Below are 20806 nucleotides of genomic sequence, written 5' to 3'. Positions count from 1 at the left end.
GCGGGAGACCAACCGGCCGGGATCGCTCATACCTTAAACAGCCTGGAATAGCGCGCCTTGATTTCCTCGCTCTGCGCCTGCACGGCGGCGGGATCGGCCTTGAGCAGTTTCAGACTTGCGAGTGGAACATGCGCGCCCTTTTCCTTCACCTGCGCATGGAACGAGCGATGGGCGAAGACATCGACCAGCATCTGCTGGGTCTCCGCGCTGAAGAAGAAGTGCTGGAACAGTTTTGCAGCATTCGGGTTCGGCGCGCCGCGGAAGATGCCGGAGGGGACGATGATCAGCGGCGAGCCCTCGCTTGCATAGACGACCTCGACCGGTTTGCCCTGGTCCTTGAGCAGCACCAGATTGTAGTCGTTGCCGTCGGCCATGACGGCGCGCTCGCCGAGCAGGATTTTCTTCGGCGGATCGGCCGCCGATTGCACCTGCATGACCTTCTGCTGCGCGAGTTTTTCCAGATACGGCCAGCCGAGATCGCGTGCGAGCACGAAGGTCGCGGTCATGATCGCGCCGCTGTAGCCGGGATGGGCCTTGACGATCCTGCCCTGCCATTTGGGATCAAGCAGATCAGCGTAGCTCCTCGGCGCATCCTCGCGCCGGACCAGATCGGTGTTGTAGCCGATCACCTCCAACCAGGCACACGACGTCGCGTGCATGCCATCGGGATCGACCTGATCGGCGGGAAAGTGCCTGGCGACGTCTTCCGGGACATAGGGCGCGAGCCAGTCGTTCTTCTTCCAGTCGAGATAATGGGCGGGATCGGTAGAGTTGGCGATGTCGACGGCGCTGATGCCACTGCCCTGCTCCTGCGCGATACGCTGGAAAATCCGCTCGGCGCCGGAGCGCTCGACGCGCACGCTGATGCCGGGATATTTCGCCTCGAACGTCTTCGCCAGGCGTTCGGCGACATTGAGTTCCAGGGCCGAATAGAACGACAGCTTGCCTTCCTTGCGGGCGGCCTCAATCAGAGCCGGCGTGACCTCGGTCGACGGCGGCGCAGCCGCTCGCAGCGGTTCTGCGAAAACCATACCCGCCGCCGATATTGTCGACGCCTTGAGCACGTCGCGCCTCGACCAATTTCGGTTTCGCATGGGCATCCTCCCACGGATGACGCGGCCGGTCGCCGACCGCCGCGGTCGATGTCTATAGCCGATATTGGCTGCGCTCCCAATGATGCAGTGCATGATTGCGGAGATCGGCGCGAAGATTAGAATGAATGAACGGCCGCGCTTTCCAACGACGCCGGCTTTACCCCATACCGGGAGGTCGCAGATGGCGAAATGGATTCGTTTTGAGCAAGGTGGAAAGACCGGCTTCGGCACGCTGGAAGGCAATACGATCGCGGTTCACACCGGCGACCTGTTCGCCGGTGCGAAGCCGAGCGGTGCAACGCTGAAACTCTCCGACGTCACGGTTTTGACACCGTGCGCGCCTTCGAAAATGATCTGCCTGTGGAACAATTTCCACCAGCTCGCGGCCAAGAACGATTTCACCCAGCCGAAGGAGCCGCTGTGGTTCCTTAAGGCGCCGAATGCCTATTGGCCGGCGAACAAGCCGATCGAGCGTCCGGCCACCTATGCCGGAAAAATCATCTATGAGGGCGAACTCGGCGTCGTCATCGGCAAGAAATGCTTCAACATCAGCGAAGCCGAGGCCGGTGAGTACATCTTCGGCTACACGTGCGTGAACGACGTCACCGCTGTCGATCTCCTGCGCAAGGACAAGTCGTTCGAACAATGGGCGCGCGCCAAGAGCTTCGACACGTTCGGCGTGTTCGGTCCCGTGATCGCCACCGGCGTCGATCCGATGAAGCTGTCGATCAGGACCATCCTGAACGGCAAGGAGCGGCAGAACTATCCCGTCGCCGACATGTTTTTCCCGCCGCACAAGCTGGTCGCGGCGATTTCCAGGGACGTGACGCTGATGCCCGGTGACGTCATCGCCTGCGGTACCTCGCTCGGCGCCGGCACGATGGCCGACGCCCATAACGTCGTCGAGATCGCGATCGATGGCGTTGGCAGCCTCAGCAACGTTTTCGACCAGGTGCTGCCGAGCCCGTATCTCCTGGGCGCGCCGCCCAAGCAGAAAAAGATCTGCGTGGTCGGCGCCGGCGCCATCGGCGGGCTGCTGGCGGCCAAGTTTGCACTTGCGGGCGAGGACGTCACGGTGATCGACCAGGGCGCGCATCTCGCCGCGATCCAGCGAAACGGATTGCAGCTCGAATGGCATGACGGCAAGGTCCAGACCGCCCGAATGAAGGCGGTCAACAAGCCGGCTGAAGCCGGCAAGCAGGATATCGTCGTGCTGGCGGTGAAGGCGCATTTCCTCGATCAGGTGGTACGCGACATCGATGCGCTGCTCGGTCCCGACACCATCGTGCTGACCGTGCAAAACGGCCTGCCATGGTGGTACTTCCAGAAGCTCGGCGGCCAATATGACAATCACCGGCTGGAAAGCCTCGATCCCTCCGGCGTACTGACCCGGAAGATAGATCCGAACCGCCTTGTCGGCTGCGTGGTATACCCGGCGGCGGCGGCAACCGCGCCGGGCGTGATCCACCATGTCGAGGGCGACCGCTTCCCGATCGGCGAACTCGACGGCAAGGAAACCGGACGCGTCAAGGAATTGCACGACGTCTTCATCAAGGCCGGACTGAAATCGATGGTGTTGCCGGATATCCGCTCGGAGATCTGGCTGAAGGCGTGGGGCAATCTCTCCTTCAACCCGATCTCGGCGCTGACGCATGCCACGCTGGTGGACATCTGCCAGTTCGCCGAGACGCGCCAGCTGGCCGCGACCATGATGAAGGAGGCGCAGGATATCGCGCAGAAACTCGGCGTCACCTTCCGCGTCAGCATCGACAAGCGCATTGCCGGGGCCGAAGCCGTCGGCGCGCACAAGACGTCGATGCTGCAGGACGTCGAAGCCGGCCGTTCGCTCGAAACCGAGGCGCTGATCGGCTCCATTCTGGAGATGGCCAAACTGACCAACACCGCGGCACCAGCGATCGAATCGGTCTATGCGCTGGTCAAGCTTCTCAACAAGGTGATGCTGCTCGAAGGCGGCGGCGTGAAGGTGGAGAAAGTGGACAAGGCGGCCTGACAGAGGTCGTTTCGGAAGCCGACAGTCTAGGTGGCCCGTCCGCGGGCCACCAGCGCCGCGCCGAACGCCTGAAACAGCGCGCGGTTGATCGGGTTGCGCTGCGGATCATACTCCGCATGCCATTGCACGCCGAGCGCAAAACCCCGCGCATCCGCGATCCGGATCGCTTCGATGGTGCCGTCCTCGGCCACGCCCTCCACCACGACGCGCTTGCCGGGTTCGAGGATGCCCTGTCCGTGCAGCGAGTTGACGCGAATGGTTTCGCAGCCGAGGATCTTGGCGAAAGCCCCGCCAGGCGTCAGATTGACCTGATGCCGGTCCGCGAACACGACGGTGGGATCGGGGTGGATTTCGCCGCTCTCCAGCCGCGGCATGCGATGGTTGATGCGTCCTGGCAGTTCGCGGATTTCGGGATGAAGCGAGCCGCCGAAAGCGACGTTCATTTCCTGCAAGCCGCGGCAGATGCCGAATATCGGCACGCCGCGGGCAACACAGGCTTCCGTCAGCGCCAGCGCGACATCGTCGCGATGGATATCGTAGGGCTCGTGCTTCTCATCCGGCTCGGTCCTAAAGCGCGTCGGATGCACATTGGCGCGGGCGCCGGTCAGCACCACGCCATCGACCACATCGAGCAAGGCGCCAATGTCGGTGATGTCGGGCGATCCGGCAAACATCAGCGGCAGCGCGCCGGAAACTTCGGCCACGGCGCGAAGGTTGCGTTCGCCGACCATCTGCGTCGCGAAACGATCTTCAACCCGATAGGCGTTTCCGATCACGCCGACCACGGGGCGTTTCATCACTTGAATTCCGCTGTCATGGTCCCGGGCAAAAAGGGATTTTCTGTATGAGCCACGATTCCTGCCGATCATGCCTTCCCGCCAGCCTCGGATCAATATCTCACGACCCGGCGGGAGCCTGCCCTGCTATTTGCGCGTAAAGGCCGCTTTGGCGTCGATCGCCTCCAGGCCGGGCAATCCGGCCGCCCGAAGCGCCGTCAGCGCGGGATCGCCTGTTCCGTTCAGCCAGGGCAGTCTCGCCAAAATCGCCCGCGTCACGGGCTCGCCCAGCGCGCCGCCGAAATCGAGCGGCCAATATCCGTTCGGCACCACCTCGGCCGCGATACCGTGGAGGCGATATCCCCGCCCTAGCACGGTCTCCGCGTCATCGGCCGGCACCGTGCGTGCCGTGGCGGGGTTGGCGGGGTCGGCGAAGCTCACGAGCACCGGTACCAGCGCGTCCCTGACCGGCTCGATGCCGGTCAGCCGGCTCATCTCGTTAAACGACACGCGCTTGCCGCCGGCCGCGGTATAGGCACGGAGCGCGACGTAATTGACGCCGTCCAGATCGAGCTTGTTGTCGATATGCGCGAGCAGCGCGACCAGGTTCCTGCCGCCGCCGAGATCGACGAAGATGGCGTCGCCGGAGGTGCGGGTATGGCCGCCGCGGCTGTAGCTGCGGTCGGGATGAACCGCCAGGACGCCTGACGCAGATCTGACGCCGGCGGGCGTCTCGACCTCGACGGTCAGGCGGTATTTGTGACCGGGCCGGTTGATCCTGATCTGGTCGCCAATGACGAGCGCGGCCAACAGCGCCAGCGGCCCGAACCACTTGAAACTCATTGATCCCTCGCCGTAACCGCGGTCCCGTCCGCACCATCGCTTGGCACAGGGAATGCGGCAGCGTCAAACCGGTGCCCGCCCGGCTTGATCCCGGCGGTGTTTTGACGACAGAGTAACCGTCGAGGAAACCGACGCGTAAGGAATCAGCGTGGCAGTATCGACCGACGATCGTATCCAGGCCCGCGGCGACCTGGCGTGGGCGATCACGGCCGGCGGCATCGGCGTGGTGTCGTTTGCCGCGCTATTGCTGTTCGCCTGGCACTACGCCACGACGCTGTTTTTGATTTTCGCCGGGATGCTGCTCGGCGTCGCACTGACTGCCATCACCAAAATGGTCGGCCGCGTCGTCAAACTGCCGCACGCGCTGCGGCTGACGGTCGTCTGCCTCGTGCTTTCGGCAATGCTGTCGGGCGTGGTCTTCCTCGGCGGCGCCACCATCGCGCAGCAGGCCACGGTGCTGAGCAACACGATCAAGTCGCAGCTGGTGAACGTCAAAGCCTTTCTGGAGAAGAAAGGTATCGATACCAGTTATCTCGACTTCAGCAATCAGGCCGCGGCGCCCGCGGACGCTTCGATGCCGGCGACGCCTGGCCCGCCGGCTCGCAACCTTCCGAGCGCGGGCGCGATTGCTTCGAGCGGCGGCGCGATCGTGAGCCAGACCCTCAAATTGCTGCTCGGCACGGTGAACGCGGTCGGAAACTTCTTCATCGTGCTGTTTCTCGGCCTCGCCTTTGCCGCGCAGCCTCGCGTGTACCGCAAGGGCCTGTTGTTCATGGCCCCGGCAAAACACCGCGCACGCGCCACCATGATCGTCGATCGTGTCGGCGAAACGCTGGAGCGCTGGCTGATGGCACAGATCATCACCATGGCCGCGGTGTTCTTCGTCACCTGGATCGGCCTTGAGATCATCGGCATCCAGAGCGCTTTCATCCTGGGCATCCAGGCTGGCCTGCTGGCCTTCGTCCCGACCGTCGGCGCGATCCTCGCCGGGCTGATCGTGGTGCTGGCGAGCCTCGCCTCGGGATGGGTGGCCGCGCTCAGCGCCTTCATCCTGTTTCTCGGCGTGCATGCGCTGGAAAGCTACATACTGACCCCGATCATCCAGCGGCAGGCGCTCGACATTCCGCCTGCCACGCTGTTTGGGTTCCAGATCCTGCTCGGCGTGGTGTTCGGCATCTGGGGCCTGGCGCTCGCGCTGCCGCTACTGGCGATCGTGAAAGTCATGATTGATCATTTCAAGGCGGACGACATTCCATCCGGTGCCACGGCGACCTGACGCAGCGCAGACGCTCACGCCGCCGTCGTTACCACCGTCTGGGTGTGTTCGACCTCCGGCGGCGACGCGAAATACGGCCCGACCAATCCGCGCCACTCCGTGAAATTCTCCGATCCGCGGAAATCGATGGTGTGGTTTTCGACGGTTTCCCATTTGACCATGAGGCGATAGCGCTGCGGTTTCTCGATCGAGCGATGCAGTTCAAATCCGTGAAATCCCTTGGACCGGCCAAAGGCCGTCCGCGCCTTGGCGACGGCGGCTTCAAAATCCTTCTCGGTGCCGGGCTTGACGTCGATTTGTGCGATTTCGGTGATCATGTGGCTGGTGCCTCTTGTTGAGATGCTCGCCTCTATAGCGTTTTCGAGCGACCTGGACACCGGTTTGCGTCGAGAAAACGCGTCAAAAAAACCATCCAGCCGATCGAAACGAAAAGACGCAGGTTCGGTCCGCTGCCGCTCAGTTGAAGAGCAGCACCGTGGCGGCGACCATCAGCATGCCGCCGACGAGCATCACCGCGGGCCAGCGGCTTCGCCTGTGATCATAGCGGCCCTGTGCGCGTCGCTCCGCGATCAGCGCGGTCTCATATTCATCCGATGTCGAGAACATGCAGGCGAACCCGCCGCGGGCGGAAGCCGCTGCCGCTTCGAGCGACGTCAGGGCGGCCTGCGGATTGCGTTGGCGGATCGTGTCCATGGCGGAGATGATATGGATCGAATGGTAAACGCGGGGTTACTGCGACAATTTCATCGCTACGCCGGACTTGGCAAGGCCGGTTGCTGACGCGCCGGAGCCGAACGTCCCGCCGTTTTGCGCCGCCAGTTTTCCAGCGACAGCGGCAGTTCCTCGGCCGCCTCGACCCGATTGCGGCCACTGCGCTTGGCCTGGTAAAGCGCGGTATCGGCCGCGGCCAACAGCACCTCGAGTTCGGTGCCTGCCGGGCCGCCGGCCACGCCAATGCTGACGGTGGTGTCGACCGGGCCTTCCTCGCAGACAATTCCGGACGCCGCAAAAACTTCGCGCACCCGCTCGGCGGCGATCACGCCCTCCTCCAGCGGACACGGCAGCAGGGCCGCGAATTCCTCGCCGCCGATCCGTCCCGAGAGGTCGCTGATGCGCAAACTGTTGATCACGATGACCGCGAACAGTTTGAGGATTTCGTCGCCCGCGGGATGACCGAAGCGGTCGTTGATCGACTTGAAGTGGTCGATGTCGAAGATCATCACCGTCACCGGACGGCCGGCATCGGCCTCACGCTCGATCACCCGCCCGCAGGCCTCCGCAAAGCCGCGGCGATTGAACATGCCGGTCAGCGGATCGACCGAGGCCGCGGTCTTGTGCACGGTGACCGCGCGATCCGACACCAGCATGAAGATGACGAATACCGTGCCGATCGCATAGAGCACGAGTTCGATCGAGAACACCGTCACCCAGATGCTGGTGACGAAGGTCTCGTCGTGCGGGCGCAGCATATCCCCGAGCAGGATCGGCAGCATCAGCACGCAACCATGCAGCACCGGAACCGCAATCGTCGGCCAGCGCCTTTGCAGCGAGCGGCGGCGCTCGTTCCACAATTCCGACGCGGTCAGCGCCGCGTAAACCGCGATGATCGCCGCGCCGATGGTCAGGCGCAAGGCCGACTCGTCGGGCAGCAGCGTCTGGACGGTGGCGATCCAGGTGAGCGCGCCGAGCACCACGCCGGGGAGATTGAGCTTGCGCCCGTGAAAGACGCGCGCCGCATTCCAGACCATGCCGCAGGCAAGAAAGCCCACCGCATTCAGCGCCAGCGACAGCGGGCCGCCAAGCGTGGTACCCGCAACCGTCCAGACCGCAACCGAGGTCGCTCCGAGCAGATAGGCGGCACCCCACCATGTCAGAGCCGGGATCTTCTCCTGCCTGCCGAAGAACACCAGCATGGCGCCGAGCATGCCCGCCACCATGGTCGCCAGCAGATAAAGCGTGGATGTATCGAAGGTCATAGGCCACCCGAGCGCATGTGATGCAACGTTGCATGGCGCGATCCGAAACGGATAACGCGCCATTACGGTGTCCCACGCTAACGCCCCCGAGTTGGCAACAGGTTTTTAAGGGCAGGCAATTTTTCGGGAAAACTGCGTCAATTCGTCTGCAAAGGCCGGTCGCAGAAAAGGGCGCTTCCCGGCGCCCTCTTTGATTCCACGAATACGGCAAGCGCCGCAAATTTTAGCGAAGCAATTAACGCTTCGAGAACTGGAACGATTTGCGCGCCTTGGCACGGCCGTACTTCTTGCGCTCCACGACGCGGGAGTCGCGGGTCAGGAAGCCGCCCTTCTTCAGGACGCCGCGCAGATCCGGCTCGAAATTGGTCAGCGCCTTGGAGATGCCGTGACGAACGGCGCCCGCCTGACCGGACAGGCCGCCGCCGGCGACCGTGCAGATGACGTCATACTGGCCGGCGCGGGCGGCGGCGACCAGCGGCTGCTGAATCATCATCCGCAGCACCGGGCGGGCGAAATAGACTTCGACTTCGCGGGTGTTGACGAGGACCTTGCCGGCGCCGGGCTTGATCCAGACGCGGGCGACCGCGTCCTTGCGCTTGCCGGTGGCGTAGGCGCGGCCGTATTTGTCGACCTTCTTGACGTATTTCGGCGCCTCTGCCGCTGCCGGCTTGAGCTGTGACAGCTGGTCGAGAGACTGCATGGTGTCGGACATCTTATGCGGCCCTCATGTTCTTGCGATTCATCGAAGCGATATCGACCTTTTCGGGGGTCTGGGCTTCATGCGGATGCTCAGGCCCGGGATAGACGCGCAGATTGCCCATCTGCACCCGGCCGAGCGGGCCGCGCGGGATCATGCGCTCGATCGCCTTCTCGACGATGCGCTCGGGGAAGCGGCCCTCGAGGATCGACTTCGCGGTGCGCTCCTTGATGCCGCCGATGAAGCCGGTGTGATTGTAATAGACCTTGTTGTCGCGCTTGCGGCCGGTCAGCACGATATGCGCCGCGTTGATGATGATGACGTTGTCGCCGCAATCGACATGCGGCGTATAGGTGGGCAAGTGTTTGCCGCGCAGGCGCATGGCGACCAGAGAGGCGAGCCGGCCGACCACCAAACCCTTGGCGTCGATCAACACCCACTTCTTCGTCACCTCGGCGGGCTTTGCCGAAAACGTTTTCATGTGAGGAAATCCGTGAAAGGGGGTTCGGCGCTGGTTGCGCCGGACTGCGCGGGTTTCTAGAGAACGCCGCGCGACGCGTCAATGCCGCGCCTCCTCAAATATACAAGCAAAAACAATAGATTATAAATATGGTGTAATAATACCGTGCAAAAGGCTATTTGTTTGGAATGGAATAGGTCGCCGTCACATGGGCAATCGGATCGGGCGATGTCCCCGACAGCAGGTTGACCTCGCCAACCGCCAGCCGCTTGCCGAGCTTCAGAAGCCTGGCCGCGGCCAGCACATCCTGCCCGGGCTGGCCCTTGCGCAGGAAATTGATGGTGAGATTGGTCGTTACCGCAAGCCCGATTGGGCCGATCGCCGACAACAGCACCACATACATCGCGAAATCGGCCATCGCCATCAGCGTCGGCCCCGACACCGTGCCGCCCGGCCGCAGCATCTGCTCGCCGTAGCGCTGACGAAGCAGACAGCTTTCGCCATCCGCGTGCTCTATGGTGATGTCGCCGCCTTTGAACGCCTGGGGGAATTCGTCGTGAAGGAACCTATCCAGTTCAGCCACGCTCATTTTCGCGATCGCCATGCCGTCCCTGCCCTCGATTCAAATGGCCTGTTACATTAAGTTGTCAAAAAGGCCCTAGTGGAAATTTTGGAAATGCCCGCCCAAACCGCCCGCGCGCCCAAGCCGCCATCGCCGATCCTGTTGCGCGAGACCACAGGCCACATCGCCGTGCTCACCCTCAACCGGCCCGCGGCGCGCAACAGCCTGTCGGAAGGCCTGATCGCCGAACTCCGCGCGGCGCTGAAGGTCATTCACGACGATGCGAGCGTGCGGGCACTGGTGATCGCGGCCAACGGCCCCGCCTTCTGCGCGGGACACGACATGAAGGAGCTGACCGCGCGGCGCAGCGATCCCGACCGCGGGCGGGCCTATTTCGCCGAGATCATGAACGCCTGCAGCGCGACGATGCAGGCGATCGTTCAGTTGCCGAAGCCCGTGGTCGCCGCGGTACAGGGTGTTGCGACCGCCGCCGGCTGCCAGTTGGTGGCGAGTTGCGATCTGGCGGTGGCGTCCGAAGCCGCGACCTTCGCGACCCCCGGCGTCGATATCGGATTGTTCTGTTCGACGCCGATGGTGGCGCTGTCGCGCAATGTCCCGCGCAAGCAGGCGATGGAGATGCTGCTGACCGGCGAGCCGATCACGGCGGCGACGGCGCAGAGCATCGGCCTCGTCAACCGCGTCGTCGCGCCGGGCAGCGAACGGGAGGCGGCGATCGCACTGGCGCAAAAGGTCGCGCTGAAATCCGCCTACACCATCAAACTCGGCAAGGCCGCGTTCTATCGCCAGGCCGAGATGAGCCTTGCCGAGGCCTATCGCTATGCGGCGGAGGTGATGACCGAAAACTTGATGGCGCGCGACGCCGAGGAAGGCATCGGCGCCTTCATCGAGAAGCGCGCGCCGAAATGGCAGGATCGCTAAAACTCAGTTTCCCGTCATTGCGAGCGCAGCGAAGCAATCCATCGATGCCACACGAAAAATGGATTGCTTCGTCGCTTCGCTCCTCGCAATGACGCGATAGAAAGCGCGCAAATGAACCACGATGCCTATCCCGACGATTACATCCGCGAGATCCTCAACGGCGTGAAATCGATCGCGATGGTCGGCGCCTCGCCGGTCAATGTGCGGCCGAGCTATTTTGCGTTCAAGTATCTGGCACAGCGCGGCTACGACATGATCCCGGTCAATCCCGGTCATGTCGGCAAGAGCCTGATGGGAAAGCCGTTCGTCGCTTCGCTTGCCGATATCGGCCGCCCCGTCGACATGATCGACATCTTCCGCAATTCCAGCCATATCATGCCGGTGGTGGATGAAGCGCTGAAACTGTCGCCACTGCCGAAGGTGATCTGGATGCAGCTCGGCGCGCGCGACGATGCCGCGGCCGACAAGGCCGAGGCGGCCGGCCTCAAGGTCGTGATGAACCGCTGCCCGAAGATCGAGTATGGCAGGCTGTCATCGGAGATTTCCTGGATGGGCGTCAATTCACGAACGCTGAGCTCCAAGCGCGCACCGATCCCGACGCAGGGCATGCGGCTGTCACTGAACCGGACCAGCGTCGGCGGCGGCGAAACCGCCGCATCCGATCGGGCCGCGAAAAACAAGGCCGAACTTACGTGACGCAAATACGAAACGATCATATCGAAAACGCGCCATCCTAAAGTACGTTCGTCCCCATTGACGCCTGCAGCACCGCGCCGCCTTGACGAGCGGCACCGCTGACGTGATTGTCTCCCGTCTGGAGGATGGCGGGTTCACGCCGCCTCAAACTATCAGAGCGCCCTTATAGAGCGCGCCCATCGTTCATCCTTCCCGACGCAATCACACGCGTCGTTGACCGGATGAGCCAGCCACAAAAGGAAAAAAGAATGACCGATCGTCTGCCGGGATTTTCGACCCTTGCCGTGCATGCCGGCGCCCAGCCCGATCCGACCACCGGCGCGCGTGCGACGCCGATCTACCAGACCACGTCATTCGTGTTCAACGACGCCGATCACGCCGCCTCGCTGTTCGGGCTGCAGGCATTCGGCAACATCTATACAAGGATCGGAAATCCGACCAATGCGGTGCTGGAAGAACGCGTCGCGGCGCTCGAAGGCGGCACCGCCGCGCTCGCGGTCGCGTCGGGACACGCCGCGCAGGTCGTAGCCCTCCAGCAGCTTCTGATGCCGGGCGACGAGTTCATCGCCGCGCGCAAATTGTATGGCGGATCGATCAACCAGTTCACCCACGCGTTCAAGAGCTTCGGCTGGAACGTGGTGTGGGCCGACCCCGATGACGTCGGCAGTTTCGAGCGCGCGGTCACGCCGCACACCAAGGCGATCTTCATCGAATCGATCGCCAATCCGGCCGGCAGCGTCACCGATATCGAAGCGATCGCCGCCGTCGCCCGCAAGGCCGGCGTGCCGCTGATCGTCGACAACACGCTGGCGACGCCTTATCTGATCCGCCCGATCGATCACGGCGCCGACATCGTCGTGCATTCGCTGACCAAGTTTTTGGCCGGCCACGGCAACTCGCTCGGCGGCATCATCGTCGATGCCGGCACCTTCGACTGGTCGAAGGGCAACAAATATCCGATGCTGAGCGAACCGCGGCCGGAATATCACGGCATCAAGATCCAGGAGACGTTCGGCAATTTTGCCTTCGCGATCGCCTGCCGGGTGCTCGGCCTGCGCGACCTCGGGCCGGCGCTGTCGCCGTTCAACGCGTTCATGATCCTCACCGGCATCGAGACGCTGCCGCTGCGCATGCAGAAGCATTGCGAGAATGCCATGGCGGTCGCGGAATTCCTCTCGGGCCATTCGAAGGTGGCGGCGGTGAACTACGCCGGCCTCGCCGGCGACAGATACAACAACCTGGCGCGCAAATATGCCCCGAAGGGCGCCGGCGCGGTGTTCACCTTCAGCCTCAAGGGCGGTTACGACGCCGGCGTCGGCCTGGTGTCGAACCTGAAGCTGTTCTCGCATCTCGCCAATGTCGGCGACACCCGTTCGCTGGTGATCCACCCGGCCTCGACCACCCACAGCCAGCTCGACGACGCCGCCAAGGTGAGGTCGGGCGCAGCGCCCGACGTGGTCCGGCTGTCCATCGGCATCGAGGACAAGGAAGATCTGATAGCGGACCTCGAGCAGGCGCTTGGCGCGTGACTTGCCGTCAAGGCGAGCAGCAGCGCGACCAGGCTCGGTCAGGCTGGCATAGTGCACTGAATTACCCTCGATGATTCGGAGCAAACGATGTTGCGCTGGATGACGCCATTTCTGATCGCGGTTCTCGCGACCGGACCCGCTGCCGCCGCCGATGGTCCCGTCGCGACCAAGCGTGCCGCCGATCGCGCCGCCGGCCGATCGCCGCCGGGCCTGCCGCTCGTCCACCACAAATACCGGACCACGGTTGCCCCCGCCGCGCCGCTCCACCGCCGTCGGGTCTACGTCGAGACCGATCCGGAGCTGCTGTTCACGCCATCGAGCGGCATCGTGCCCTACATCCCGCCGGTGGTCGGCGCGCCGCTGTTGCCGGGCTCTGCGACGCTGCCGGGCTATTATGGGCGGGCTTCCTCCTACGACTATCAGGGCGCCTATTACCGCGGCCGCGATGTCAGCTACTGGAATCGCCTGCCCTACGCCTGCGGCGTCTACGGCTATTGCTGAACCGCCGAGTACGCTCCCGATCCACCTTGAAAGGCAAGGATATCCGGTATATGATACACGAAATTACGATGTATATCATGGAGACTGGAAATGCTGATTTCCAAATGGGGCAATAGCCTCGCGGTTCGGCTGCCCAAGGCACTGGTCGATCAACTCGGGCTCAAGGAAGGCGACGAGTTGAACGTGGTTGCCGTCAAGGATGGCACCATCGCGGTCGAGACGAGAGAGGCCCAACGACAGCGCGCGCTCGATAATATGGCTGCCCGGAACTGGACGCTTCCTGAAGGCTATCGCTTCGATCGCGAGGAAGCCAACGAACGGTGAACGCCTTCTTTGACACAAACATTCTGGTCTATGCCCAGCAAGCGGGAGACAAGGCCGAACGGGCGCGCGCGTTGTTCGCGGAAGGAGGCACACTCAGCGTTCAGGTATTCAATGAGTTCGCCGCGGTCTCGCGGCGCAAGCAAGGAAAGAGTTGGGGCGAGGTCGCCGAAGCGATCGCCGATGCGATCGCACTGGTCGGCTCGCCGCTTGCGCTGACGCTGGAGGTGCATACCGCCGCACGAGCGATCGCTGAAGGCCACCACCTGTCGTTCTACGACGCGCTGATCGTCGCCTCCGCCATCGAGGCGGGCTGCGACACGCTGTACACCGAGGACATGCAGCACGGCCGCGCGATCGGCGGGCTGACGATCCGAAATCCCTTTATGAATTGAACTTGCGCAGCGCGCGCAGGAAACGCGCTTGCCGCACCCGGTCTACGGCTTCGCCGTGCGGACCGCCGCCTTGTCTTCGCGGCTCAGCCGGCTGCTGCGCTGGACGATCGAATAGGTCGCCAGCGCAAACACGATCACCAGTGACTGGGCCGACAACGCCTCCAGCGTCGGGTTCAGTCCGAGGGCGCCGAGCCAGGACATGCGCTTGAGCTCGGTGAACGGCAGCATCGACGCTTCCTGGAATTCCTGCACCGCCTCGCCGATGAACTTGATCGCCATCGCAAACAGGAAGGCGGAGGTGATGATGAACAACGGCCGCAACGGCAGCTTCCGGGCGATCAGATTGATGAAATAGAACAGCACCACCAGTCCGGCGGTTGCCGCCCCCAGGCCCGCGAACAGGCCGACGCGCCAGCCGCCTTCGGTCGTCGCCAGCGCGTTGACGAACAGCGCGGTTTCGGCGCCTTCGCGGAACACGGCGAGGAAGGCAAGCGCCCCGACGGCCCAGACCGTATCCTGCGCCAGCGCGCTGTCGGCCTTGTGCGCGAGGTAGTCCTGCCAGCCGCGCGGATCCTGCTTCACCATCAGCCAGCCGCTGACATAGAGCATCAGCGCGGCGGCGGCGATAATGATGGCGCCTTCGAGCACGTCGCTGTGTTCGCCCGAATTCATTACCGCGAACAGCCAGGCGGCGACGATGCTGGCTCCGACCGCGGCGAGCGCACCGCCGTAGAGCGCCTGGATGCGATGACCGGAGCCGACCCTGGTCAGGTAGCCGGCGAGCGCGGCGATGACCAGCATGGCCTCCAACCCCTCGCGGAGCAGGATGACGGCCGCCTGAATGAATGCTGAGGACATGAAATGATCCGTGTTTCGGCTGGTTTTATCGTCCCCAAATCTCAAGTAAAGCGGTCCGTTTCACGCGACCGCGTCGACGGGATCGCGCGGCGGCAAAAGCCCTGCAAACCGGGCACTTCTGCCGATTGCGACAGATTAGAATAGCTCAATTCAGCCGGGCCGTCCGAGCGCAACGGCGAGCTTTTGCGGATCCGCTGCGGCGCGCCGCGCCGCCAGTCGCTCGACCTGAATAATCGCCAGCGTCAGGACCACGATCGCCATGGCCTGATGGGCCAGCGCGAGATCGATCGGCACCTGATGCAGCAGCGTGAGGATGCCGAGTGCCGCCTGCAGTGCGATCGCTGCCACCAGCCACCATGCGCCGCCGATTACCGCTGGCCCGACCCGCCAACGGACCGCGTCAACCGCGTGCAGGACCGCCAGCACAAGCAGCATGTAAGCGGCCATGCGATGCTCGAACTGCACGGTCAGCGTATTGTCGAACAGATTGCGCCACCACGGCGTCTCGAACAACAAGCGCTCCGCGGAGGGAACCCATGCGCCATCGATCTCGGGCCAGGTGTTGTAGACCCTGCCGGCGCGCAGGCCCGCGACCAACGCGCCGAAATAAAGCTGCACCAAGGTCAAGACCAGCAGAACCACGCCGGTGATCTTCAGCCGCGGCGGCGCGGCGATGTGCGGCCGATCGGCGAGCCGCCGCAGCGTCCAGACGACGGCCGCGAAAATCAGCAACGCCAGCATCAGATGGACGGCGAGACGATACTGCGACACCTCGACCCGCTGCGACAGCCCCGAGGCCACCATCCACCAGCCGACCGCGCCCTGCAGCGCGCCCAGCCCGAAGATCAGCCACAGCCGCCGCTTCAGTTCGGCGCTCAACGCACCGCGCCAGAGGAAGAACAGGAACGGCAGCAGATAGACCATGCCGATCACGCGCCCGAGCAGGCGGTGGCTCCATTCCCACCAGAAGATCGTCTTGAACTCGGACAGCGTCATCCCCGCGTTGAGTTCGCGATATTGCGGGATGGTCTTGTAGCCCTCGAAGGCCAGCGTCCATTGCGCGTCGGTGAGCGGTGGCAGCGTGCCGGCGACCGGTTTCCATTCCACGATCGACAATCCGGATTCGGTCAGGCGGGTGGCGCCGCCCACCAGCACCATGATCGCAATCAGGGCTGCGACCGAGAACAGCCAGCAGCGGACGGCGCGGTTCTGGGGTGCATCTGGTGCGGGAATTCCGGTCATCGCGGCCGCGCTTGCTCGAATTGGCACGCCCCTTATAGTCCGCTCCTTCCCGCGCGCAAGGCGCGCTCCGGCCGCGAGCTGCAGATATCCGCCATGACGATACGCACCCGCAAATTGCTGGGAACCATCGCGCTGCTGATGCTGGTGGTGTTTTGGTCGCTGATGGGAATGACGGTCGCGCAAACGCCGTGGCTGGCCAATTCAGGCCTGCTGCAGGCCGTGTTTTACGTCGTGGCGGGAATCGGATGGGTCTTGCCGGCGATGCCGATCGTAAGCTGGATGTCGCGGCCCGATAGTTAGTTTTTTTGAGCATGATCTCTTCGGAAAACCGGTTCCCACTTTTCCGGATCATGCTCTAGCCATTTGCGGTCCGCGCAGGCTTTGCTGGCGCAAACGTCATCCCGGAAAGCAATACGCGCATCATGCGCAGCGAGCGCTGCCGGCCGTCCCAGGCCAGGCGCGGCAGCGCGTGCAGGTTGGTGCTTCCCTGCGCCTGGACGACCCCCGGGATCGCGGTCGCCGCGCTGATGAAGCCAGCCTGTTCCGCCATCGCCAGATGCTGCCGGCAGAACGAGCCCCGATCGCCGAACGGATAGGCGAAATGCCTGACATCGCGCTGGAACGCGGCTTGCGCGACCGCCTTCCCCATCGCCATCTCGCGTTGCGCCTCGACATCCCGCAAGTTCGCCAGCGCGGGATAATTCACCGTCGCGCTTGCGATGGTCACCTGCGGATCGGCCGCGAGGCTGGCCAGATCGTCCCAATCCATCGACAGGCTGCGCGACAATGCCGCGAGATCGACCGAGTGGCGCTTGCAAAGGTCGTGGATGGCAAATGACAGGTCCGGCGGCGTCAGCGTGCGCATCCAGCCGGAGAGAAATTCGTAGAGCTGGTATTTCTCCGACGTGCCCTGGATGGCGAAATGCCGTTCCTTGCGGTCGATCACCAGGCTGATGCGATTTTCGCGCGCGATCATGTCTTCGAGCGCGACCCACCACGCCTCGCCGAGCCCGTCGGGAAACGCGGTCGGCAGATAGATCGCGAAGGGAACGCCGTGCCTGGAAAGCACGGGATAGGCCGAATTCATCACGTCCTTGTAGCCGCCATCGAAGGTCAGGCAGACGAAGCGCGATCGCGACGGCAATGTGACAGCCCTGCGGCAAGCCTCGTCAATCGGAACGATATCGTATTTCCAGCGCTTCAATGCCCGGATCGTTCGATCGAGGAATTTCGGGGTGATTTCCCGGGATTTGAGCGGCTGGAACAGCGCGGCCCGGCGCGGGCGGACGCGCTCGAACCGCAGCACGACGCCGGCGCCGCCGGTCCGGCGCGCCTTCAGCCTGAAATAGCCGCTGAAGTAAGCGAGCTCCATCTCGGCCCGCTGCAGGAACGCGTTATCCGATGCCAACGTTTGTCCCCAAGAGGCGGCGGGTTCCGGCCCACCGCGGTCGCATTGTTATTACGCTTTGTTGACAATTACCTGAGAAGTTCGGCCGAGGCTCATAATTGTAAGTATTCTTGACGGGTACCGCGATGACCATGGCTGCCGCCATTGAAGGCCGAACGGCGGAAGCAAGGGCGTGGTCGAAACCGGGCCGTATTGCCGGCGTCGACGTCGTGCATGATCTTGCTGCGGCCGAGGCGAGCTGGCGCAGCCTCGAAAGCCCGAAGCGATCCTGCACGCCGTACCAGCGCTTTGACTTCCTCGCCGCCTGGCAGCGCCAGGTCGGCGAGCGCAAGGGTTTACAGCCCTTCATCGTGATCGCCCATGACAGCGAATTTCGGCCGCTGATGCTGCTCCCGCTTGCGCGCAAGGCCGCGCGGGGCGTGCGCTGCGCGAGTTTCATGGGAGGCAAGCACGCCACCTTCAACATGGCGTTGTGGGACAGGGATTTTGCCACAAGCGCCACGCCGGCTGATCTCGAAGCACTGATATCGGCGATATCGGCGCGATCGGAAGCCGACCTGCTCGCACTGCACCAGCAGCCGCTGCGCTGGCAGGACATGCAAAATCCGCTGGCGCTGTTGCCGCACCAGCCCTCGGTCAATGACTGCCCGCTGCTGACGATCGAGCCCGGCGCGGCGCCGGCGACCCTGATCAGCAACTCGTTCCGGCGGCGCCTGAAGGGCAAGGAGCGCAAGCTGCAGCCCCTGCCCGGCTATCGCTATCACGTCGCGACCACGGATGCGGACGTCACGCGGCTGCTCGACTGGTTCTTCCGCGTCAAGCCAAAGCGAATGGCCGAGCAGAAATTGCCCAACGTGTTCGCCGAACCGGGCGTGGAGGATTTCATCCGCGCCGCCTGCATGGCGCCGCTTGCAACTGGCGGCCGGGCCATCGACATCCACGCGCTCGAATGCGACGACGAAGTGATCGCAATCTTCGCCGGCGTCGCCGACAGCCATCGCTTTTCGATGATGTTCAACACCTACACCATGTCGGCGAGCGCCAGATACAGCCCCGGCCTGATCCTGATGCGCGACATTATCGATCACTTCGCCGGCAAGGATTATCGCGCCTTCGATCTCGGCATCGGATCCGACGAATACAAGCGGCTGTTCTGCAAGGATGATGAGCCGATCTTCGACAGTTTTATCCCGCTCAGCCCGCGGGGCAGGCTCGCGGCGGGCGCGATGTCGGGCATCAACCGCGCCAAGCGGGCGGTGAAGCAAAATGCGGCGCTGTTCGAGATCGCGCAAAGGCTGCGCAGCATGTTTCGTTAGGGCTTCAAGACGCGGGTTGCTGTTTTCTACCATTTTGGAGAGTCGGTTCGACGCCAACGGCGGCGGCTTTCTTTTGCAGGCCGTCATTGCGAGTTCTGTACCGACCTGACGGGCCGACCCTGGTGGATGAAACAACGAACCGCGGGGTGGATTTCACGTTTTTCCGGAACCAGTAAAATCAGTAACTTAGCTTGCAGTTTCTTCCTGGCATCGAACGGCGGCCTCGGATCGTATTCGATCAATAGCTGAGTCCGCCTCAAAATATGGAAAACAACCCCATGCAAAGGAGCCGCCGTAGGGTGGGCAAAGCGCCGCCCTTGCGCGTGCCCACCATTTCTTGCGCGGATGGAAAGAAGGATGGTGGGCACGGCGCAAGCGCGCCTTTGCCCACCCCTACGAATTCTACCGAGGAGATTGTCGATAAGGCACTTTCGCCTGGCCGAATCATTCAGCTTTAGGCAGGTCGGGCCGTGACCGCTTGGCGTGCGTGAAGGCTAAGCAGCCGTAGACGCCATCGACCGACGAGCGAGCCCGATGCCCTCCCAGGCCATCCCGAGGCTCCGTGGGGTGATTGGGTGTCAAGAAGGCGGGATGCGCTGCGCGGCAACAGCGACACGAATGGCGATGTCGGGCCAACGACGAGGATTGCGCGCGCTGGCCGGGACGGCGGATCACGCTACGCTCAAATCCGCCTACGGGCTATCCGATCACCATGACAACGCCGAGAACAAGCAAGGAAATGCCGGAAATCAGCGCTACCTGAGCGAACCCTGCTCGCATTCCCCATCGCACACGCACGATCACGATCACGAGAGCAAGAAGCGCGGCCACGGCCGCAAGAGTAGAGGACAGGCCAGCGGCAATGCCGGTGCCCTCGAAGCCCAACCGCAGGAGTTGCAAACGCCCGGCACCAATCACGACGACAGTGAATACCAAGGTAAACACGGCTGACAGCACCGAAAGCGTTCTCGCGATCGTCAGCATGAAACTCCAACATTCGGTTAGCCCGAAACTACGGTGGCAGCGCGCTCAATTGATTTGTTTCGCTCTCGCCGAACCGCAAATTGAACTGAATGCGTTGTCACCGCAATCCGGCAGTCCACCGCCGAAGTCGCCCTGCCGGCCAAAGCCTCCCCGCACCTGGATCGCCGGCTGGGTGCCGGTTCGCGTGAAGAAAACGGCGACAAGACAAAAGAGCCGATCAAGAAACCCCGGCCATCCCGCGGTCACGCCGCCGCCACATGCCATCCGGGATCGACCGCGTCCGAAGGCCGGTACGGCTTGCTCAGCATCGTCACCTCCGAAAAGCCCACGGCCTTGAGCTGCTCTACCATCAGGGCGCGGGCATTCGCCGCCATCGACGCGTCGGGCACCACCACCGCGCGGGCCTGCGCCGTCAAGAGTTCCGCCGGCAGGTCGGAGGCCGCGCCGGCGTCCAGCAGCACATGGTCGTAGACTTCCAGCAGCGCGTCGATCACGAGCCTCAGCCGCGGCGAATGCAGGCGGGTGCGATCGAAGCCCGGGCGTCCGGCGCCGACGAGATGGGCTCGCGACAGCTGGTCCCTGGTGATGATCTGCGCGAACGAGGCTTCGCCTCGCATCAGTTCCGCCAGTCCGGGCGCATTCGGATCGACCGACACCGCCGGGATCCTCGGCCGGGATGCTGCGAGATCGACCACCACGACATTCCTCTCACGCGCCATCAGCCGTGCCAGCGTCAGCGCGGTGCGGGCGATGCTCTCGCTCGCAGCTGTCCCCAGGATCGTGACCTTTTGCGCCGCCACGCCAGCGCCGAGGAGGTGATCGGCCAGTTGCCCGATTTCGTCGATCCCTGCCGCGATATATGCCTGGGTGTCGCCGAAAATGGCTTCGGGATCAGCGCGGGCTGCAACGACCGGCGCAGGCC

At 63.5% G+C, this 20806-nt stretch carries 23 protein-coding genes and 2 pseudogenes; 11 read left to right on the top strand and 14 right to left on the bottom strand.

What is annotated here, in order from left to right; all coding sequences use genetic code 11:
- Positions 1 to 26: 26 nt before the first annotated feature.
- Positions 27 to 1094, bottom strand: a complete 1068-nt coding sequence (locus tag WCE35_RS24280) for an extracellular solute-binding protein (RefSeq protein ID WP_424595850.1) — start codon at positions 1092 to 1094, stop codon at positions 27 to 29.
- Positions 1095 to 1275: 181 nt separating this feature from the next.
- Between WCE35_RS24280 and WCE35_RS24275 the strand changes: the two are divergent.
- Positions 1276 to 2046: pseudogene (locus WCE35_RS24275) on the top strand (fumarylacetoacetate hydrolase family protein); the annotation flags it as partial.
- Complete coding sequence (locus WCE35_RS24270; protein WP_424595854.1) at positions 2047 to 3105, top strand: 2-dehydropantoate 2-reductase; 1059 nt, start codon at positions 2047 to 2049, stop codon at positions 3103 to 3105.
- A 26-nt stretch (positions 3106 to 3131) separates the two neighbouring features.
- Here the strand turns inward: WCE35_RS24270 and WCE35_RS24265 are convergent, their stop codons facing one another.
- Positions 3132 to 3902 carry a gamma-glutamyl-gamma-aminobutyrate hydrolase family protein gene (locus WCE35_RS24265; RefSeq protein ID WP_424595849.1) on the bottom strand — a complete coding sequence of 257 codons (771 nt, stop codon included), beginning with the start codon at positions 3900 to 3902 and terminating at the stop codon, positions 3132 to 3134.
- A 126-nt stretch (positions 3903 to 4028) separates the two neighbouring features.
- A complete protein-coding gene (locus WCE35_RS24260; protein WP_424595848.1) occupies positions 4029 to 4724 on the bottom strand; it encodes a hypothetical protein in 696 nt (231 codons plus the stop codon).
- Positions 4725 to 4872: 148 nt separating this feature from the next.
- Between WCE35_RS24260 and WCE35_RS24255 the strand changes: the two genes are divergently transcribed.
- Positions 4873 to 6000, top strand: coding sequence for an AI-2E family transporter (locus WCE35_RS24255; protein WP_424595847.1), 1128 nt, complete (start codon positions 4873 to 4875; stop codon positions 5998 to 6000).
- 14 nt (positions 6001 to 6014) lie between these two features.
- Here WCE35_RS24255 and WCE35_RS24250 read toward each other — a convergent pair whose 3' ends face one another.
- From WCE35_RS24250 to WCE35_RS24225, 6 genes are all read right to left on the bottom strand, one after another.
- Positions 6015 to 6317 carry an antibiotic biosynthesis monooxygenase family protein gene (locus WCE35_RS24250; protein ID WP_424595846.1) on the bottom strand — a complete coding sequence of 101 codons (303 nt, stop codon included), beginning with the start codon at positions 6315 to 6317 and terminating at the stop codon, positions 6015 to 6017.
- 139 nt (positions 6318 to 6456) lie between these two features.
- A complete protein-coding gene (locus tag WCE35_RS24245; protein WP_424595845.1) occupies positions 6457 to 6693 on the bottom strand; it encodes a hypothetical protein in 237 nt (78 codons plus the stop codon).
- Positions 6694 to 6749: 56 nt separating this feature from the next.
- Entirely contained in the window at positions 6750 to 7976 is a 1227-nt protein-coding gene (locus WCE35_RS24240; RefSeq protein ID WP_424595844.1) for a diguanylate cyclase, read from the bottom strand.
- Positions 7977 to 8211: 235 nt separating this feature from the next.
- Complete coding sequence (gene rpsI, locus WCE35_RS24235; RefSeq protein WP_424595843.1) at positions 8212 to 8688, bottom strand: 30S ribosomal protein S9; 477 nt, start codon at positions 8686 to 8688, stop codon at positions 8212 to 8214.
- A gap of 1 nt (position 8689) precedes the next feature.
- The gene (rplM, locus tag WCE35_RS24230; RefSeq protein WP_424595842.1) at positions 8690 to 9154 is read right to left on the bottom strand and encodes a 50S ribosomal protein L13; all 465 of its coding nucleotides are present in this window, start codon (positions 9152 to 9154) and stop codon (positions 8690 to 8692) included.
- A gap of 154 nt (positions 9155 to 9308) precedes the next feature.
- On the bottom strand, positions 9309 to 9737 hold the full coding sequence (locus WCE35_RS24225) for a PaaI family thioesterase (RefSeq protein WP_424595841.1): 429 nt from the start codon (positions 9735 to 9737) through the stop codon (positions 9309 to 9311).
- Positions 9738 to 9809: 72 nt separating this feature from the next.
- Here WCE35_RS24225 and WCE35_RS24220 point away from each other — a divergent pair, with 72 nt between their 5' ends.
- The 6 genes from WCE35_RS24220 (at position 9810) to WCE35_RS24195 (ending at position 14076) form a co-directional block, all read left to right on the top strand.
- Positions 9810 to 10634, top strand: coding sequence for an enoyl-CoA hydratase (locus tag WCE35_RS24220; protein ID WP_424595840.1), 825 nt, complete (start codon positions 9810 to 9812; stop codon positions 10632 to 10634).
- A gap of 111 nt (positions 10635 to 10745) precedes the next feature.
- On the top strand, positions 10746 to 11330 hold the full coding sequence (locus WCE35_RS24215; RefSeq protein ID WP_424595839.1) for a CoA-binding protein: 585 nt from the start codon (positions 10746 to 10748) through the stop codon (positions 11328 to 11330).
- Positions 11331 to 11578: 248 nt separating this feature from the next.
- On the top strand, positions 11579 to 12859 hold the full coding sequence (locus WCE35_RS24210; protein ID WP_424595838.1) for an O-acetylhomoserine aminocarboxypropyltransferase: 1281 nt from the start codon (positions 11579 to 11581) through the stop codon (positions 12857 to 12859).
- Between the two features lie 87 nt (positions 12860 to 12946).
- A complete protein-coding gene (locus WCE35_RS24205; protein ID WP_424595837.1) occupies positions 12947 to 13360 on the top strand; it encodes a hypothetical protein in 414 nt (137 codons plus the stop codon).
- A gap of 90 nt (positions 13361 to 13450) precedes the next feature.
- The gene (locus tag WCE35_RS24200; RefSeq protein WP_424595836.1) at positions 13451 to 13684 is read left to right on the top strand and encodes an AbrB/MazE/SpoVT family DNA-binding domain-containing protein; all 234 of its coding nucleotides are present in this window, start codon (positions 13451 to 13453) and stop codon (positions 13682 to 13684) included.
- Positions 13681 to 14076 carry a PIN domain-containing protein gene (locus WCE35_RS24195; RefSeq protein WP_424595835.1) on the top strand — a complete coding sequence of 132 codons (396 nt, stop codon included), beginning with the start codon at positions 13681 to 13683 and terminating at the stop codon, positions 14074 to 14076. Before WCE35_RS24200 ends, WCE35_RS24195 begins: the two co-directional genes overlap by 4 nt.
- A 42-nt stretch (positions 14077 to 14118) precedes the next feature.
- Here the strand turns inward: WCE35_RS24195 and WCE35_RS24190 are convergent, their stop codons facing one another.
- Both WCE35_RS24190 and WCE35_RS24185 read right to left on the bottom strand, forming a co-directional pair.
- Positions 14119 to 14934 (bottom strand): FTR1 family iron permease, encoded by an 816-nt coding sequence (locus WCE35_RS24190; protein ID WP_424595834.1) that lies wholly within the window; start codon positions 14932 to 14934, stop codon positions 14119 to 14121.
- A gap of 150 nt (positions 14935 to 15084) precedes the next feature.
- On the bottom strand, positions 15085 to 16176 hold the full coding sequence (locus WCE35_RS24185) for a COX15/CtaA family protein (protein ID WP_424595833.1): 1092 nt from the start codon (positions 16174 to 16176) through the stop codon (positions 15085 to 15087).
- A 93-nt stretch (positions 16177 to 16269) separates the two neighbouring features.
- Between WCE35_RS24185 and WCE35_RS24180 the strand changes: the two genes are divergently transcribed.
- Entirely contained in the window at positions 16270 to 16476 is a 207-nt protein-coding gene (locus WCE35_RS24180) for a DUF2842 domain-containing protein (RefSeq protein ID WP_424595832.1), read from the top strand.
- A gap of 55 nt (positions 16477 to 16531) precedes the next feature.
- Here the strand turns inward: WCE35_RS24180 and WCE35_RS24175 are convergent, their stop codons facing one another.
- Positions 16532 to 17584 carry a polysaccharide deacetylase family protein gene (locus WCE35_RS24175; protein ID WP_424595831.1) on the bottom strand — a complete coding sequence of 351 codons (1053 nt, stop codon included), beginning with the start codon at positions 17582 to 17584 and terminating at the stop codon, positions 16532 to 16534.
- 125 nt (positions 17585 to 17709) lie between these two features.
- Here WCE35_RS24175 and WCE35_RS24170 point away from each other — a divergent pair, with 125 nt between their 5' ends.
- On the top strand, positions 17710 to 18900 hold the full coding sequence (locus WCE35_RS24170; protein WP_424595830.1) for a GNAT family N-acetyltransferase: 1191 nt from the start codon (positions 17710 to 17712) through the stop codon (positions 18898 to 18900).
- Positions 18901 to 19599: 699 nt separating this feature from the next.
- On the opposite strand, the gene WCE35_RS24165 is transcribed toward WCE35_RS24170, so the two are convergent.
- Both WCE35_RS24165 and WCE35_RS24160 read right to left on the bottom strand, forming a co-directional pair.
- Positions 19600 to 19884 carry a hypothetical protein gene (locus WCE35_RS24165; protein WP_424595829.1) on the bottom strand — a complete coding sequence of 95 codons (285 nt, stop codon included), beginning with the start codon at positions 19882 to 19884 and terminating at the stop codon, positions 19600 to 19602.
- Between the two features lie 242 nt (positions 19885 to 20126).
- A pseudogene (locus tag WCE35_RS24160) lies at positions 20127 to 20806 on the bottom strand (lipopolysaccharide biosynthesis protein); the annotation flags it as partial.

It is taken from the genome of Bradyrhizobium sp. (genome assembly GCF_049691595.1).
Taxonomy (GTDB): Bacteria; Pseudomonadota; Alphaproteobacteria; order Rhizobiales; family Xanthobacteraceae; genus Bradyrhizobium.
The sequence above is the reverse complement of the archived record's forward strand: the minus strand, read 5'-3'. Positions and strand labels throughout refer to the sequence as shown.